This window comes from Bradyrhizobium sp. CCBAU 51765 (assembly GCF_015291725.1).
Taxonomy (GTDB): Bacteria; Pseudomonadota; Alphaproteobacteria; order Rhizobiales; family Xanthobacteraceae; genus Bradyrhizobium; species Bradyrhizobium liaoningense.
In genome coordinates, this window is the sequence record NZ_CP030038.1 from 5,155,833 (window position 1) to 5,173,273 (window position 17,441).

Sequence of the window (17,441 nt, forward strand, 5' to 3'; positions counted from 1 at the left end):
GTATGCTCAAGCGCAAACGACACTTTGTCGGTTCGGCCCCGGTGGCGGTGGACGCACCCTACGCGGAGCAGGCGGCTCGCCGAGAGATTGGGCTCGATGCTGCCCTGCTCGACGCTTGGGGTCGGGTCTTGCCCTTCCTGCAGCCGGCCCTCGCGCGCGACCGCCTCGGCCGCTTTGTCCGGCTGGTCGGTGATCTGGAACCGCAGTTCGCCGTCCTGACGAACCGGCGTTTGCGCGAAATCACGGAGGAGCTGCGCGCATCATTGCTGTCAGCTCCCCTCTACTCGCACCAAATGGCGCGTTCGTTCGCGCTTGCGCGCGAGGCGGCGCGACGTCACGTCGGGAAGCGTCTCTTCCCGGTACAATTGCTCGGCGGCGCCGCCATGATGGGAGGCGCGGTCGCCGAAATGGAAACCGGTGAAGGCAAGACCTTGACGGCGTTGCTGCCGGCGATCACCGCCGCACTCATGGGACGTCCGGTTCATATCATTACGGTCAACGACTATCTCGCGCGCCGCGACGCCGAACAGCTCGCACCTGTCTACAGCGCGCTTGATCTCACCGTCGGGCTCGTCGAGCCCGGGCAGTCGCGGCAGGAGCGGCAAAGAGCCTACGCAAGCGACGTCACGTATTGTACCAACAAGGAGCTTGTGTTCGACTATCTCCGCGATCGGCTCGCGCTCGGCCCCCGCCGCGCCCGCTCTCGACTTTCTCTCGACGCGATATTCAACAGCCGACTTGCTGGTCACCATCAATCCCCGCTTCTGCGCGGCCTGCATTTTGCGATCGTAGATGAGGCTGACAGCGTCCTGATCGATGAGGCCCGCGTGCCATTGATCCTCTCCGGATCGCAAGAGGGGCCCGAGAACACCGACGGCCTCTACGAGACCGCACTGGATCTCGCTCGACGTCTGGTGGCCGGCGACGACTTTCATGTGCGTGCAAACGAGAAGTCGGTGCGGCTAACCACCCGCGGCGAGAGCCGGATCGCTCAGTTCACTTCAGGACGACCGGGCCTATGGGCAATCCGGCGCGCCCGTGAGGAACTCGTTCAACATGCACTTGCCGCCCTTCATCTCTACCGACGCGACGTTCAGTACATCGTCGCCGATGGCAAGGTTCAGATCGTCGACGAATATACCGGGCGCGTCATGCCGGACCGTTCGTGGGAAGGCGGCATTCACCAGCTCATCGAAGCCAAGGAACGTTGCACCATCACGGAGCGACGCACGACCCTTGCGCAGATTACATATCAGCGGTTCTTTCGGCGCTACATGCATCTTTGCGGCATGTCCGGCACGGCGATCGAGCCCACGGGAGAACTGTACGGCATTTATGGCCTCCGAGTTGCACGTATCCCAACGAACCGACCATTACGACGAACGAATGCCGGCGCACGCATGTTTCCGACGGCCGACCTCAAATGGGACGCCGTGGTCGATTCTGTTCACGACATCGTTCGCAAGGGCCGCGCCGTGCTCGTCGGGACCCGCTCGGTTGAAGCCTCTGAGCAAATTTCGCGGTTGCTCAGCCAATCCGGACTCGAATCCGAGGTTCTTAACGCGCGACAGGACCACGCAGAGGCCGAGATCATTGCGGGCGCGGGTCAGCCGGGCCGAATTACCGTCGCTACCAACATGGCCGGCCGCGGCACCGACATACAGCTGCATCCTGTGGTCCGGAGCCGAGGCGGCCTGCATGTCATCCTGACTGAATATCACGAGTCTCGCCGCATCGACCGCCAACTCTTTGGGCGCGCCGGCCGCCAGGGTGATCCCGGCAGCTACGAAACGATCGTCGCGCTCGATGATGAGCTCTTCAGACGATTTATGAACCCGAAGCTTCTTCGGTTGCTGGGCAAGAGATCGAAACGGGCGCAGCCGATTTCAGGAGCAATAGGACGCGCACTCCGCAGCTATGGCCAGCATGCGGCGGAGCGTCTGCACGGGCGAGCCAGACGGACTGCGCTCAGCGAAGATCTTCGCATCAACAGAATTCTCAGCTTCGCCGGGACTGAATGACGGCTCGCCTTGCTGAACCCAATTATTATATTCTTTCCAGAAACTATTATAAACCAGTAGCGAGAGCAGCGCATTGTGGTATTAATAAAATGCACATTAAATAAATTATTATGCACTAGCGATTTCGGTTCCGGCATTCGGAGACATCGATGTCACGTTCCTGGGGCTTGTTCGGCCATTTCTCGCGACGGATCCTTCACGACAGCGCGACGAGCGATCGCAAGACGATCGTCGATCGTAAGGGCGATGCTGGCCATTCGCCGCTGATCCTCGAGGTGCTCGAGCCACGCATGCTGCTTGCCGCGGATCCCCTCGGCACCACCGCAGGCTACGCCTTCAACGAGGTCTCGGGCACCACGACGGCAGATGCGTCCGGTCACGGCATCATCGGCACGCTCACGAACGGTCCGACCTTCACAGCCGGAAGATACGGCAATGCGGTCGCACTCGACGGCGTGAACGACTACGTCGATCTCGGGAATCCGAGTGCGCTGCAATTGACTGGCAGCATGACCCTCAGTGCGTGGGTTTACGTCCGTTCCTTCCCCGCCGACGATGCGCCCGTTGTGTCCAAGCGCAACTGGGGTGAATCTGGATACCAGCTTGACATCACAGCGGATACCGGACCTCGCACGATCGGATTTAAACTCACCAACAGCTCGGGCGGACAGATGTTCCGCTACGGCGCGACAGCGCTGCAGTCCGACACCTGGTATCACGTCGCCGGTGTCTATGACGCTGCGAGCCAAACCTTGAACGTCTATCTCAATGGTGTCCTCGACAACGGACAGTTGATGGGCACAGTCACGAGTTCGCAGCAGAATTCGACGGCCAACGTGAATATCGGTAGTCGACCGGGCCGTACAGGCTTCGCGTTTCCTGGTCTTATCGATGACGTGCGCATCGCCGATCATGCGCTCACCCCCGATCAGATCCAGACCGATATGGCAACTCCTCTTGCCGGAACGGCAGACACCATTGCCCCGACCGTGTCCCTCACGTCTCCGAGCTCGATCGTATCCGGCACCGTGAATCTTGCAGCGAGCGCTTCGGATAACATCGGCGTTGCCGGCGTCAAGTTCCTGCTGGACGGCAACACCCTGATCGGCACCGAGGATACCACTTCGCCGTACGGCGTCTCATGGACCACGAGCGCGGCATCGAATGGCTTGCATACGCTGACCGCGCAGGCACGCGATGCTGCCAATAACATAACCAACTCGACGCCGGTCAACATCACCGTCGACAATCAAGCGCCAACCGGTACGGTGACGATCAACGGCGGCGCAGCGGCGACCAACAGCACGTCGGTCACGCTGACGCTCACAGCGACCGATGCGGTGACGTCCGTCAAGCAGATGCGCTTCTCCAACAGCGGGAGCTCGTATTCGACGGCGGAAGCCTTCGCCCCGACCAAGTCCTGGACGTTATCGAGTGCAACAGGCACCAAGACGGTCTATGTTCAGTTCATGGACGCCGCGGGCAACTGGTCTGCGGCGGTGACTGATACCATCGTGCTCGACACGACCGCACCAACGATTTCCGGGCGGACAGCAACGAATATTACCGGCAGTACCGCACAAGTCACGTGGACAACCGATGAAGCCGCCACTTCGCGGGTCGAGTATGGGCTGACGACCAGTTACGGGTCCTCGACAACACTTGATGCAACCCTGGTGACGGCACACAGCGTTGCGCTAACCGGCCTTGCTCCCAACACGACTTACAATTACCGCGTCCGTTCGATCGACGCTGCCGGGAACGAAAGGATCAGCTCAAACGCTACATTCACGACGACCGCCACCCAGGATACCACGCCGCCATCGACTCCTACAGGCCTCACGGCGACCGCGGCTTCGACAACGCAGATCAATCTGTCGTGGAACGCCTCGCCCGACAACGTTGCGGTCACCGGTTATCAGGTCTTCCGTAATGGTGCGCAGGTTGGCACCCCGACGACGACCACGTTCAGCGATACCGGCCTGTCGCCAGGCACATCCTACACTTATACCGTGCGGGCGAGGGACGCGGCGTCGAACCTCTCCGGACAGTCCATACCGGCCAGTGCCACCACGCTGACGCCCGACACGACACTACCTACGGCCACGATCACAGGGCCGACGGGATCGGAGACCGTCTCAGGTACGATAACGATCAGTGCCAATGCATCCGACAATGCCGGGGTGGCGGGCGTGACCTTCCTGGTGGACAATATCGCGGTCGGCGGGGGCGAAGACCTGACATCACCCTACAGCGTCAGCTGGGACACGACGACGGTCGCGAATGGCGTCCACACGATCGCGGCACGCGCACGGGATACCTCCGGAAACACCGGCGATTCGCTGCCCGTCAGCATCACGGTGTCAAACACTCAAACACCGGGTCTGGTCGCTGCCTATTCCTTCGATGAGGGATCGGGAACGACTGCGGGCGACTCCTCAGGGCAGTCGAACCTGGCGACACTCAACAACGGCGTTGCCTGGATAGCCGGCAAGAATGGCCGCGCCGCGAGCTTTGACGGAGTCAACGACTTCATTTCCATTCCAAACTCCGCCTCGACCAACATTTCCGGTAATGCCCTCACATTGTCGATGTGGATCAATCCCCAGTCGCTCGCGAGCGGCGATTCTGTCGTCATCGGCAAGTTCTGGAATACGACGATGTCGTCGCCCTACTACCAGTATGGACTCGAACTGCGCGGCGGCAATCAGACCGATTTCTATATTGGGACATCCAGTGGTGCGCGCGTCGCCACCGGAGGAACCACTTTGCCATTCAACCAGTGGTCCCACCTCGCCATCACCTTTGATGGTGCGCAAGTCATGACCTATGTCAACGGAACCCTCGTCAACACGCAGGCGCTGTCAGCAACGATCACGGCGCGCGGCAACCCCATGCGCATCGGAGCGGATGCGTCGACCGCCCAATTCTACAAGGGAGCGCTCGATGATCTGCGCATCTACAACCGCGCACTGACCTCTGCGCAAGTGCAATCGGACATGACGACGCCCGTCGGCAACCCGACGGCCGGATCACCGCAGGTCCTGATAGATTCCCCAATCAATGGGGCGCAAGTTAGCGGCATCGTCAATGTGACCGCAGATGCAACCGACGACACCGGCATCGCCAATGTGCAGTTCTATATCGACAACGTGGCCACCGGCTCCCCCGATACGACCGATCCTTACGCGCTTGCGTGGGACACGCGTACGGCAAGCAATGGCGCGCACACTATCACCGCGATGGCGACCGACATAGACGGCCATACGACACTGTCAGCACCGATAACCGTCAACGTCGCGAACAGCAGCTTCTTCCAGAACGAGATCCTGGCGACGGGCTTCAATCTGCCGACCGCGATCAAATTCCTGCCCGACGGCCGCATGCTGGTGGTGGAGCTCGCCGGCACGATCAAGACGATGCCGCCGCCCTATACCACACCCGATCCCACGCCCTTCCTGCAACTCACCAACATCGGCTCGGCGGGCGTACAGCAAGGCATCTATGACATAGCGCTCGACCCAAACTTCAGCACCAACCATTACTATTACATCTTCTATACGCTGGGGACGCCGAACGTAGATCGCTTCTCGCGCTTCACGGCGAACGCAACGCTGACGGGTACCGTTCCTGGCAGCGAGTTCGTCATTTATCAGGACTCGGAAATTGCCAACGCCGAGCACCACGGCGGAGCAATCAACTTCAGCAACGACGGCAAGATCCTTCTCACGACCGGGGAGCACTTTCAGGCTGGCGAAGCTCAGGATCTCACGAAGCCGCGCGGCAAGATCCTGCGATACAACATGGACGGTACCGTTCCCACTGACAATCCGTTCTATGACGGCAACGGGCCGAACTACGATGCGGTATGGGCACTTGGTCTGCGGAATCCCTTCCGCGCCTACTACGACGCGCCCACAGGGCGGCTGATCATTGGCGATGTTGGCGGGAACGTCTACTCGACTGCAATCGAGGAAATCGACATCGGAGCAAAGGGTGCCAACTACGGCTGGCCGAACGTAGAAACTCCGAATGGGAATCCCGCCTACACTGGACCAGCTTACTATTATCCGCACAACGGCCGCGACGCCGCAGTCGTCGCCGGGTTTGTCTATCACGGCACGCAGTTCCCAAGCAGCTATCAGGGCAGCTTCTTTTTTGCGGATTACACTCAGAACTGGATCAAGCGCATGACGTTTGACGCCAACGGAAGCGTCACCGGCGTCTTCAACTTCGAGCCAGCCGACGGCTCGGTAGATGGCCCCTACGGGGACATTGTCTACTTGACCGAAGGCCCCGATGGCGCGCTTTACTATGTCGACCTCGGCTACTCCGATATCAGCGGTACATTCGGCGTAAGCAAAATCCGCCGCATCGAATTCATTCAATCGGATCTGCCACCGGTCGCGACGGCTTCGGCATCACCAACGAAAGGACCCAGCCCGCTCACCGTCGACTTCTCCAGCGACGGTTCATCTGATCCGGAAGGAAAGCCTCTCACCTATTCTTGGAACTTCGGTGACGGCGCGACTTCGACCGCGGCCAACCCGTCGCACACATATACAGTCTCCGGCCCGTATCAGGCCCGGCTGACGGTCTCCGACGGAGTCAATTCCACGCTATCGACCCCGATCGCGATCAGCGTCGGCAATAGTCCCGTTGTCAGCCTCCTTGCGCCAACCGATGGCGCGACCTTCAGGGCAGGCGACGTCATCACATTCAGCGGCACCGCGACCGATGCCGAAGATGGTACACTCCCCGCAAGTGCCTACACCTGGAATATCGACTTCCTCCACGAAGGTCATGTTCATCCGGGCATCCCGATCACCGGCGTGACCAGCGGCACGCTCACGATCCCGACCTCCGGGCACGACTTCAGCGGGTTCACGCGGTACCGCATAATGCTGACTGTAACCGATTCCAGCGGGCTGCAATCGAGCCAATCCGTCACGATCTTCCCTGATAAGGTCAATCTAGACTTCGGCACGGCGCCGGCCGGACTCACGCTTTACCTGGACGGTATCGCGCGTACGACACCTTTCACCTACGATACGCTCATCGGCTTCAACCACGAAATCGAAGCCCGCAACACGACGGTCGGCGCGACCACCTACAACTTCGTTTCGTGGTCGGATGGCGGAACTCAGGACCACATTATTGTCGTTCCCGTTGGCGGTGCCACCTACACTGCCATGTACAATGCAGTCACGGCGCCGGCACCGTTGGCATTCGTCCAAGCGAATTACGCCACCCCGCAATCCAACCAGACTCAGGTATCGGTTGCCTACACGAACGCCCAGACGACGGGGAATACAAACATCCTCGTAATCGGATGGAACAATACGACATCGAACATCACGTCAATCACGGACTCGGCCGGCAACGTCTATCAGCTCTCCGTCCCGACGGCGCGAGGCAGCGGTATCAGCCAGGCCATCTACTACGCCCCGAATATCAAGCAAGCGGCCGCCGGCGCCAACACTGTGACAGTGACCTTCAACACTGCGACTCAATACGTGGACATTCGCGCTCTGGAGTACAGTGGTCTCGCTCCCATCAATCCGTTTGACGTGGGCACCTCGGCGTCTGGCACTACCAATTCGGCAAACAGTGGAGCCGTTACGACCTCCACCGCGCACCAACTCATTTTTGGTGCCGGAACGACCGTCGGTGGGTTTACGGGGGCGGGCAGTGGTTTTACCACGCGTGTCATTACGACCCCCGACCTTGATATCGCTCAAGACCGGTTCGTAACCGCCACGGGTACCTACAATGCGACCGCGTCTCTCCAGGGCTCCGCGGCATGGGTGATGCAAGTCGCGACCTTCAAGGCAGTGGGTTAGTCCGCATGCCGCGATCCCGAGGCCTATGCGGCAATGCCGTCGTGCACCACCTCGTGCGTAGCAATGCCCTGAATAGCCAACGTACCCACACGAGCCCAGTCGTCTGGCAGCTGGTCGGTCGAACTGACGCACCGAGGCGCCGGACCGAGGAGGACGATGGCTTGCGAGGAGCCATGCATGTGCTCGACCACCGCGGGGGCTCCAGGGATGGAGAGATCTTAGACGGTTCGAAATGGCGCTCCGGTTGTCGCCGGGGCCTTTCACGACTAAGTTGAGGTAGCACGAGGCACTATATTATGACTGCTTCGGATGAACCGATTGTCGGAAGCTACGCATCGCCCCTGGTGAAGGATCTAACTCGTGGCGGATTCTTCGCAGGATTATTTGCTCTGGGCTGCGCCAGCGGTCTAGCGTCCCGTGTCATTCAATCGATCCACGGACTTGGATGGCTCGATGCGCTTCTCGACACGTTTGAGATCAGTGTAATCGTTTGGATATCATGTGTCGCTGGAGTTTCCCTCGTTCTTCAAGAGCGAACGATTGGGATTCGTTCTTCAGAACTCGTCTTGGGAGCGGCCTTTGTGCTGCTCGCCATTCTACCGGTAGGTCCCGCCAGTTGGCTGGCAGTATCCGCGCTCAGTCTCTATGTCATCAGCACGTCCGATGCCTCTTCGACACGGCGTGGCGCTCTCATCCTTCTTGCCGTTACTGTGCCCATGCTTTGGAGCCGGTTGTTCTTTCATTTCTTTGCCGAGCTAATTTTGCGGATCGACGCCGCACTCGTCGGTTGGATATTGCGTACCCCCCGAACCGGAGACGTCGTCGAATTTGCCGACGCGTCCGGCGTTCTGGTCATTCTGCCGGGCTGTTCCTCGCTCGCAAACGTGTCGCTTGCATTTCTCTGCTGGGTGACCGTGAGCCAGTTAGCCCGCCACAAGAGATCTGCTTACGATCTATTCTGGTGTCTAATGGCTTGCTTCTCGGTCGTAGCCGTGAATGTCACTCGTATAAGCTTTATGGGCTTGAGCCAATGGCACTACGCCATGTTCCATAGTTGGTGGGGAGGCGCGGTCGCGAACACAGCCATTTTGGGCCTGACGGTCGGCTTCTGCATGCTGGGGGTGAGGCGTGAACTGCTCCGCCCGCTTTAACTGGGTTATCGCGGCCGTGCTATTGCTGGCCACTGCGTGGAAGATTGCGATCCCATTTGAAAATCCAGGCCAGCTAAGAGAGGATCTCGTTAGATTCCTCGAACAAAATCACTTCAGCGTCGTAGCGACCAATGAAGTTACGACTGGCACTCTGATCATCCGCGCCACCAGAGCGTCATGTCAGTTGCAAGTCGCAAAGCTTACTCCTGACGGCTCCAACAGAAATCTCGTTCGACATCTGGCAACAGGAACCGATCGCTCGTTCGTCGTGTTTCGGGGCCAAGTGTACGCGCAACAGCCGATAGCCTGGACGGTGCTTCATTATCTGTGGTCGAGATTTCTTCGCGAACTTGGATTCGTTCGACACATCACCCCGGTCATCGACGTGGCGGAGAGCTTGGGCTGCAATGCAGAACGGCTTCCATGGGCTGAAATTCAGAATCGCACCGCGTGATTCAGCTTCGACCTTCTCGTGCGACCATCGGATTTTGATGGTACCGGCGTCAAATCGTCGCGCGCGCATTCTCCATCGGTCTCCATCCAAGATTTATATTGACACCTATTTTAAATTCTGGTGATTATAATATTTGAAATATTTATTTTATAAACTGCAGGAGAAGAGCCATGACGTTGCCCGGGTGGGTTCTTGCCATTTTCCTCACGATGGCCGCAGCGATCCCGGCCGGCGTCTATTTTACGGCTACACTGTTCTTTCCTCCTGACCAAAGCTACACCTACGTCGGTCAGGGAACAGCACAGGGCGCACCTGGACCGGTCGCGGGCGCGGGGCTATCCTTCGCCGCAGTTGCATATGCGGCGTATTGGATAATCAGGCGCCGTCAGCGCAAACCGGACTAGGCGCGACGTGATCGGACTCTGTACCGCGCGAAGTCGAATGATCCGGCTCGGGGCGTATGGCGTACGAGCAGCGAGGGAGCGGCGGCCAGCTTCAAGCCCGCGCGGTTTGCAAGCCGGGTCCCACCGCCCTCCCGACCGGCAGGCCACACCTGCGTAGGTGGACGAATGCGGTTTCAGCGCGACGCGGCCCCAGTCGCGGCTCATGCCGGCGCGCTGCTCCTGTTGTGACCGCTGTCGAGACTCTCCAGATAGTCGTCGATCTTCCGGTTTGAGCGCGGCGAAGCGCATCGTCGCAGTCCGCCCACGTGAATCCCGATCGATGTCGGGCGGCGCAATGGAGAAGCTTCTCAAGTTCGGCACGGAACGCGCATCGCCTATTCGGAGCAGCAGCAACTTAACGCCAAGAATAATTATAATCGTTGATTTAATCGTTCACCGAAGCCTGATCTTCAAACAGGCTTTCCTCGGGAAGGACGGATCTAAATGCCGGATGAGCTACTCGTCATTCTAGGGGCCGAGACTATAATACTTGCCTGCGTGGCGGTGATGACCCTGGACGCCAAGCGAATGGACGTGCTGAGCGGACGGTCGCTCGAGCGATCGGTAGTTCCGCCCGGGGGCAACGGACATCCGTCACGGTCGATCCGTCGAAAGCCGCGTGCTCTACCGCGGTTGATCGGGAGGTGGGCGACCTCACGATGTCCGCCCCGCCAGATCTCTTGCGGCGAGCTGACATCACCAGAACGCCGCGGTTGGGTCCTCGAGCCAGGCTACAGATTCTGTCTTGGCTCGTGATGCGTAAGCGTCGTTCTCAGGCCACGGCTTTGAGGGCTTGAGCTCGGTAGGCCCAGGGCAGTAGCTGATCGATGTCGCGGTTTGGATGCCCGTTGACGATCCTGGTCAGGACGTCGGCAAGATAGGCGAGCGGATCGACGTCGTTGATCTTGCAAGTCTCGACCAAGGTAGCGACGACGGCCCAATGTTCGGCGCCACCGTCGGATCCGGCAAACAGCGCATTCTTGCGGCTGAGCTTGATGCCACGGATTGATCGTTCGACGGTATTGTTGTCGAGTTCGATGCGCCCGTCGTCGATGAAGCGCGTCAGCCCTTGCCAGCGCGAGAGGGCGTAGCGAATGGTCTCGGCGAGCTTGCCCTTTTGGCTGATGAGAGCGAGCTTGGCACGCAACCAGGTCTCAAAGGCCTGGGCCAGTGGTCGGCTCTTCTGCTGCCGCACGAGGCGACGTTCCTCGGCGCTGCGGCCGCGGATTTCCTTCTCGATCGCATAGAATGCGGCGATGTGCTTTGGAGCGTTTCACATTTTGATTGAAGCATAACCGGCGCTTGCGAAGTAGTTGGCGCATTCGCGAGGCTGGATGTCCTGGACGAGGTGACCGATATGGCGCCAGGTGTCCTCGATGGTGCGCTTCTGAGCTTGCCGCATCCAATGTTTGATCTTGGAGAAGGCCTGTTCGATCGGGTTGAGGTCGGGCGAGTATGGCGGCAGGTACCAGAGCCTGGCGCCGGCAGCCTTGATCATCTGCCTGATGGCTTTCGACTTGTGGCTTCCGAGATTGTCGAGAATGACGATGTCCCCCTCGCGCAGGGTTGGCAGGAGAAGGTGCTTCACATAAGCGCGGAAGCATTCGCCGTTGATGGGGCCGTCGAAGACGCAGGGTGCTGTGAGTTGGTCATGGCGGAGTGCGCCGAGGAATGTGAGGGTACGCCAATGCCCGTGCGGGGCGAAGCCACGCAGGCGTGCCCCTTTGGGGCCCCAGCCTCGCAAAGGGGCCATGTTGGTCTTGATCCAGGTCTCATCGATGAAGACGAGCCGACCCGGATCAAGTCCGGCCTGCCAGGATCGCCAACGCTGGCGCCTACGAGAGACGTCGGCGCGAGCCTGTTCGAGGGCGAACAATGTTTTTTTTGAACCGCAGCCCTTCCCGGCGTAGGAACAGCCAGACCGCGTTGTGTGAAACCTTGACCCCACGGGCTGCCAGTTCCGCCTTCAGGCCATGCAGCGTCAGATGCGGCGTCTGAGTGATCCGTTCGACGATGAAGGCGCGATGCGGATCAAGCACAGGCTTGCGGTGACCCCCCATCTTGCCAGGCGCTACCGAACCGGTCGCTCGATAACGCTGTGACCACTTCACAACTGACGAGACCGCAACGCCAAACCGTTCCGCCACAGATCGGCAGCTCTCACCTTTGGCAACAGCGGATACCGCGCGCTTGCGCAAATCGTTGGAAATTGGTCGCACCATCGGATGCTGGCCTCCAGCCCAGCCAGCATCTTGAATCATATTCGCCCCAGATCCGGAATCCCTTCCGATTCAATAAATTCGTGAACCGCTCTAGTCTAGCGCCTCGCTTGCGATCGGCGCGGGGCCGGGTGTCGCGAGTTCATAGAAGTTGCGCCGCATGTGCACCGTAAGCGTAGCTCTGCAGCCCTTTTGAATGGCGCTTGACGCCTATTTTGTTCGCGTGGCGCGTCGCCGCGGTATCCATGTGTCGGACAACGCGTTGACGGCGGCTTCGAGCGCCTTCCGGTCGACGACGTTGGGATCGAACCGCTCCGGGCCCCAGAGGCGCATGTGTTCGTGCTCGGGATGGCCGGGGTCGCTGATGGCGGCGAGGTATTCGGCATAGCCTGGCGCACCGCCGACGTCTTCCGGAGGACAACGACCGGCGGCCTCGAGCAGGAAGGGAAGCCCCTCCGTCGTGGTGTTCTCGAACCATTTTTCGAGCTTGATCACATGGTCCCAGCTGTCGCCGAAGTCATAGAGATAATGGATCGTCTTGGCGCCGGTCTCGCGAACGACATCGCAAAGCCGCGCTTTGCTGGCATCCATGGGCTGGTGGCCATAATCGTTGTGGGGGTCAGGAATCCCCCAACGGACCTCGCCAGCGAAGAACTCGAAGAGGTGGCTGTTCGTCCAGCCGAATGCCTCCTGAAGCGCCAGATGCAGCCGATCAAGGCGCAGGGTGACGGGTACGACAAGGCGACGCATCACCTCCGGCTTCACATCCTTGAGGGTCACCTTGATCCGGACCGCGGTCGTGTTCAGGCTCATGCCGCCAGCCTCGGATCGTGTGTATGCATCGTATAGGTCGACGCCCAGGGAAGCAGTTCGTCCAGTCGCGCCGCAGGCCAACCATTGACGAGCTTGGCGAGAACGTCAGCGAGCCAGTGCTTGGCACTGACGCCATTGAGCTTACAGGTCTCAATGAACGAAGCCAGCAATGCCCAATTCTCGGCACCCTCGTCGCAACCGGCAAAAAGGGAGTTCTCCGCATTGAGCTTGATCGGCCGCATCGCACGCTCGACAGCATTCGTGTCCATCTCGATGCGCCCATCATCAAGGTAGAACGTCGCGCCGTCCCAATGACGCAGCGCGTAACGCAGGGTCTCTGCCGTGTCGCTCTTCTGCGCAAGGTGAGCAAGCTTGGCCTCAAACCACTGCTTCAAGGCTGTAGCCAAAGGCCGGGCATGCGCTTATCGCCCCGCGCGGCGCTCGTCCGCAGATCGGCCGCGGAGTGCCTTCTCGACCGCGTAAAGTTGGGCGATGCGCTCAAGGGCCTCGCGGGCAACCGGAGCTGGCGCCGGCGCAGCCTCGCGCTCGATCTTCACAAACTGGCGCCGCAGATGCGACCAGCAGAAGGCGAGCGTTCCGGACAGGGCGTCCGCACGCGTCTCTCGGGTCATGGTCTTGTAAGCCCGATAGCCGTCGCAGTGGATGATGCCGCGATAGCCCTCAAGCAGCCGCAAGCCATGAAAGGCGCCGCGGCCCGGTGCATAGGCGTAAACCACGCCAGGTGGGTCAGGTCCGGCCCAAGGCCTGTCATCGCGTGACAGCGCCCAGAAGTAGCCGGTTTTAGTCCTGCCGCGCCCCGGATCCAGCACCGGTGCGGGGGTCTCATCGACACAGAGCTTCGACGAGACCAGCAGAAGCTGGCGCAGACGATGCCACAAGGGCTTCAATTCCTGGGCGGTATAGCCGACCCAGAAGGCGAGCGTGGAACGGTCGATGGCGATACCGTGCGTCGCCAGCATCTGCGCTTGGCGGTAAAGCGGCAAATGCCAATGATACTTGGCATCGATGACATGCGCGACCAGTCGCTCGGTAGGCAATCCTCCCCTGATCAGTCGCTCGGGCGCGGCGTGCTGGAGGACGACGCCATGACAGGCGCGGCAGGCCAGCTTGGGCCGGCGGGTGACGATGACGCGATACTGCGCCGGCACGACGTCCAGCCTCTGGCTCTCATCGTGGCCGATCTCAAAGAGATCGCCTTTGCAGGACGGACAGCAGGTTGCAGCGGGCATCAGAGTTTCGACGATGCGCGGCAAATGCTCCGGAAGCTGACCGCGGTTGGCCCTGCGCGCGGCAGCTCTCTTCTCGCATGTCTTGGGATTGGCGCGATCCTCGGCGGCTTCGAGAGCCGCAACGGCCTGATCGATATCCTCCAGAACAAGTTGCAGCTGATCAGCATCCAGCTTTTCCGAGGACCGACCGAACTGCGCATCTTTTGCAAGCTTGAGCAACCGCTCGAGCCGGGCGCAGCGATCCAGCAGAGCCGCGGCAAAGGCACGCAACTCGGCTGGATCGCTCGGCAGATCATCGGGCAAATCACTCATTGGCCCGAGCTTGCCATGCTTCGCGTCACGATGCAGCGAAGATCTGTATCTTTACGCAAGCGCTTTCGGCCGCGGGATTCGAGGCGCATGCATCCGCGTCCAATCCATGCCGGCCAGAAGCGCGGACAGCTGGGCCACATTCATCCGCATCACACCGGCCACGATGGGTGGCCATTTGAAGCCGCTGCCATCGAGCCGCTTCCAGTACATCACAAGGCCGCTGCCGTCCCAGACGACGATCCTCACCCGATCGGCGCGCTTCGCACGGAACACCACCGCCACGCCCTTCATCGGATCATGGCCCAGCGTCTCCTTCGCCAACAGCGCCAAGCCTTCCGCTCCCTTCCTGAAGTCGACAGGTTGCGTCGCCACGTAGATCATGAGGCTCGCGGGTGGCGTCAGCATGAACGTGTCCGTCGGAGCGCAATGAACACATCGCTCAATACAGCAAGGCCAGATGCCCCGCGCACCTCCACGCGCGCGCCCTGGAGCTCAACCGTCACAACGGCGGCTTCCGGCGACCCGGAGGGGTCCGTGGCCGCAGGCAACGCCGATTCCGACATCACCGGCACGAACGACAGCGTGTCCGCCGACGCCGGCAATACCAACTGGCCCAAACGCGCCCGGCGCCGCCAGTCATGCACCTGCTGGGGCCGGCAGCCATGGCGACGGGCGACGTCTGTGACAACCGCCCCTGGCTCGAGGCTTTCCGCAGCAATCTGCGCCTTCAAATCATCCGGCCAGCGCTTGCGACCTGTGCCTGCGAACACTTCAATACGCGGTGACAACGGTCGTCTTATGTCGTCAGAATGGTCGTCCATTGTGAGCACCCTTGCAGAAGATGACTCTTCTAACGGTGCTCTCAAGACTCCGCACAAGCAATCTAAGGGGCCTCGGCGCTACGCTTACTGTGCACCCAGCAAAAGGCGAGCTCGACCTCGCCACGTTCGGCAAGCTTTGGATAGGCGTTGTAGCCATCGACCTGCAGGACGCCCTTGAAGCCGGCAAGATGGCTGAACAGCCGCTCGGCCTTGCGGTCGGGTGCATAAACATAGGCGATGCCGGGCGGATCGAGGCCACCCCAAGGCCTGTCGTCGGCGGCATAGGCCCAGAGCTGGCCAGTCTTGGTGTGCCCTCGACCGGGATCGAGCACCGGCACTGTCGTCTCGTCGGCGAACAGTTTGCACCTCGCTCGAAGCACCGTGAGGAGGCGCTCATGCAGCGGACGCAAATGGAAGGCGGCATGCCCAACCCAATCCGCCAGTGTCGAGCGGTCGAGTTGGATGCCCTGGCGGGCATAGATCTGGGCCTGCCGGTAGAGCGGCAGATGATCGGCGTATTTGGACACCAGAACCTGAGCGACGGTTGCCTCCGTCGGCAGTCCGCCCTCGATCAGCCGGGCCGGAGCCTCGGCCTGCAGGACGCCATCTTCGCAGGCGCGGCAGGCGTATTTGGGACGTCGGGTGACGACAACGTGGAACTGCGCCGGCACCATCTCCAGCCGCTCGCTCTTGTCTTCACCGATCCGGTGCAGCTCGCCCTGGCAGCAGGGGCAGGTCTTGTCGTCGATATCGACGACGACCTCGATCCGCGGCAGATGCGCCGGCAGTGCGCCGCGATTGTTGCGGCGCTTGCGTGCGCGCTCCGCCCGGCCTCCCGGGGCGGTCTCGTCCTGACAGGCCTCGGTAGAGGCCGCGACCTGCTCGACGTCCTCGAGGCCCAGCAGCATCTGTTCCTCAGGAAGCGACTCTGCCTTCCGGCCAAAGCGATGACGCTGCAATTCCTTGATGATCTGGCGCAGCCGCTCGCTCTCGTGCCGCTCGGCCAGCAGCATCGCCTTCAGCGTCTGAAGATCATCAGGAAGGTTATCGCTCACAGGCAAATCAGAGCATATTCGCGCCCGCCTGACGACGTGCTCGATACCCCTGATTCACTTCGCCGCAGCGCGGCCCACAATTATCCGGCTTGCTTCGGGACGACCGTCTCCCGTGCCGCGTGGACACGCCGCCAATCGAGCCCTTCGAGCAGCGCCGACAATTCCGCCGCCGATGAACGCATCACGCCATCCTCGATCTTCGGCCAGTGGAAGAGGCCTTCCTCGAGCCGCTTGGCGAACAGGCACAAACCCGTACCATCCCAGAAGATCAGCTTGATCCGGTCCGCCCGCTTGGCACGGAACACATAAACAGCTCCCGAGAACGGATCGGCTTTCATGTGCTCGCGTACCAGCATCGCGAGCTCTTCCATTCCTTTGCGGAAGTCGATCGGCTTGGTTGCGACCATCACCCGGACAGTTCCGGACGGGCCGATAACCGGCCTGCCTTCAGCGCATGGACGATGGCCGCAATCATCACCACGTCCGTGCCTCGGCCGACCCGGATCGTAACGCCTTCGGCTTCGATCTCGATGTCCCCAGCGTCGCAACGGCGAGCCCGGACATTCGGCCTGGCTTTGCGTCGCGCTGTCTTGCGCTCATGGCCAACAGCTACCGCCGGCATTGGGGCGTCTACCACCGCCGGTACAAGCGGCGGATCGTCAGCCATCGGCGGCCGGCGACCGGCGCGCCTGCCGGCGCCAGGTGAAGACTTGCTGCGGGCTCAGCCCGTGTCGACGGGCAATCTCGGAAACGACCGCCCCTGGTGCCAGCGTCTCCTCGACGATCCGGGTCTTGTCGTCCTTGGAGAACCAACGACGGCGTCCCGTCTCCGTGATCACCTCCAGCCGGCGCGCCGTCACGTCCGACTTAAGCGTATGGTCAAGCATAGACACAAGCCGATCCCTTCAAAGAGATCGTGAAGCTCGCCTATTCCATCTTCCGCGAGAAGGTGCGAGCGGAACGACGCTTACCGTGATGCTCTTTCGTCGGTCGGGCACGCCCGGTGCTGACGCCGTGCTTTCAGAGGCTACCCCAACGCCGACGCCACGGATCGGCGTT

The 17,441-nt window shown here is 60.8% G+C and carries 11 protein-coding genes and 3 pseudogenes; 5 read left to right on the forward strand and 9 right to left on the reverse strand.

Annotated features, from left to right (window positions below):
- The first annotated feature begins 2 nt into the window (after positions 1-2).
- From XH96_RS24685 to XH96_RS24705, 5 genes are all read left to right on the forward strand, one after another.
- Entirely contained in the window at positions 3-2,021 is a 2,019-nt protein-coding gene (locus XH96_RS24685; RefSeq protein ID WP_194388053.1) for a DEAD/DEAH box helicase, read from the forward strand.
- A 149-nt stretch (positions 2,022-2,170) separates the two neighbouring features.
- On the forward strand, positions 2,171-7,864 hold the full coding sequence (locus XH96_RS24690) for a LamG-like jellyroll fold domain-containing protein (protein ID WP_194388054.1): 5,694 nt from the start codon (positions 2,171-2,173) through the stop codon (positions 7,862-7,864).
- 296 nt (positions 7,865-8,160) lie between these two features.
- Positions 8,161-9,015: a hypothetical protein gene (locus XH96_RS24695; protein WP_194388055.1), complete on the forward strand. Its 855-nt coding sequence runs from the start codon at positions 8,161-8,163 to the stop codon at positions 9,013-9,015.
- Positions 8,993-9,469, forward strand: a complete 477-nt coding sequence (locus XH96_RS24700) for a hypothetical protein (RefSeq protein WP_194388056.1) — start codon at positions 8,993-8,995, stop codon at positions 9,467-9,469. Before XH96_RS24695 ends, XH96_RS24700 begins: the two co-directional genes overlap by 23 nt.
- Before the next feature lie 170 nt (positions 9,470-9,639).
- Complete coding sequence (locus XH96_RS24705) at positions 9,640-9,873, forward strand: hypothetical protein (RefSeq protein WP_194388057.1); 234 nt, start codon at positions 9,640-9,642, stop codon at positions 9,871-9,873.
- A gap of 811 nt (positions 9,874-10,684) precedes the next feature.
- On the opposite strand, the pseudogene XH96_RS24710 reads toward XH96_RS24705, so the two are convergent.
- From XH96_RS24710 to XH96_RS39215, 9 genes and pseudogenes are all read right to left on the reverse strand, one after another.
- A pseudogene (locus XH96_RS24710) lies at positions 10,685-11,182 on the reverse strand (transposase); the annotation flags it as partial.
- Positions 11,183-11,185: 3 nt separating this feature from the next.
- Positions 11,186-12,134 (reverse strand): IS630 family transposase gene (locus XH96_RS24715; RefSeq protein ID WP_194394098.1). Its coding sequence is split into 2 segments (ribosomal slippage): positions 11,186-11,797 and positions 11,799-12,134, totalling 948 coding nucleotides; the frame shifts between segments, so codons are not numbered across the junction.
- A 207-nt stretch (positions 12,135-12,341) separates the two neighbouring features.
- Positions 12,342-12,944 carry a plasmid pRiA4b ORF-3 family protein gene (locus XH96_RS24720; RefSeq protein ID WP_194388058.1) on the reverse strand — a complete coding sequence of 201 codons (603 nt, stop codon included), beginning with the start codon at positions 12,942-12,944 and terminating at the stop codon, positions 12,342-12,344.
- Positions 12,941-14,506 (reverse strand): annotated as a pseudogene (locus XH96_RS24725) (IS66 family transposase). The gene XH96_RS24720 and the pseudogene XH96_RS24725 overlap by 4 nt, the downstream one beginning before the upstream one ends.
- A gap of 51 nt (positions 14,507-14,557) precedes the next feature.
- Positions 14,558-14,911, reverse strand: a complete 354-nt coding sequence (tnpB, locus tag XH96_RS24730; protein ID WP_194388059.1) for an IS66 family insertion sequence element accessory protein TnpB — start codon at positions 14,909-14,911, stop codon at positions 14,558-14,560.
- A complete protein-coding gene (locus XH96_RS24735; protein ID WP_194388060.1) occupies positions 14,905-15,327 on the reverse strand; it encodes a transposase in 423 nt (140 codons plus the stop codon). Before XH96_RS24735 ends, tnpB (XH96_RS24730) begins: the two co-directional genes overlap by 7 nt.
- 80 nt (positions 15,328-15,407) lie before the next feature.
- Positions 15,408-16,340 (reverse strand): annotated as a pseudogene (locus XH96_RS24740) (IS66 family transposase); the annotation flags it as partial.
- Positions 16,341-16,462: 122 nt separating this feature from the next.
- Complete coding sequence (gene tnpB, locus XH96_RS24745) at positions 16,463-16,789, reverse strand: IS66 family insertion sequence element accessory protein TnpB (RefSeq protein WP_194394245.1); 327 nt, start codon at positions 16,787-16,789, stop codon at positions 16,463-16,465.
- Positions 16,790-17,041: 252 nt separating this feature from the next.
- Positions 17,042-17,269 carry a transposase gene (locus tag XH96_RS39215; protein ID WP_246789731.1) on the reverse strand — a complete coding sequence of 76 codons (228 nt, stop codon included), beginning with the start codon at positions 17,267-17,269 and terminating at the stop codon, positions 17,042-17,044.
- Positions 17,270-17,441: the final 172 nt, after the last annotated feature.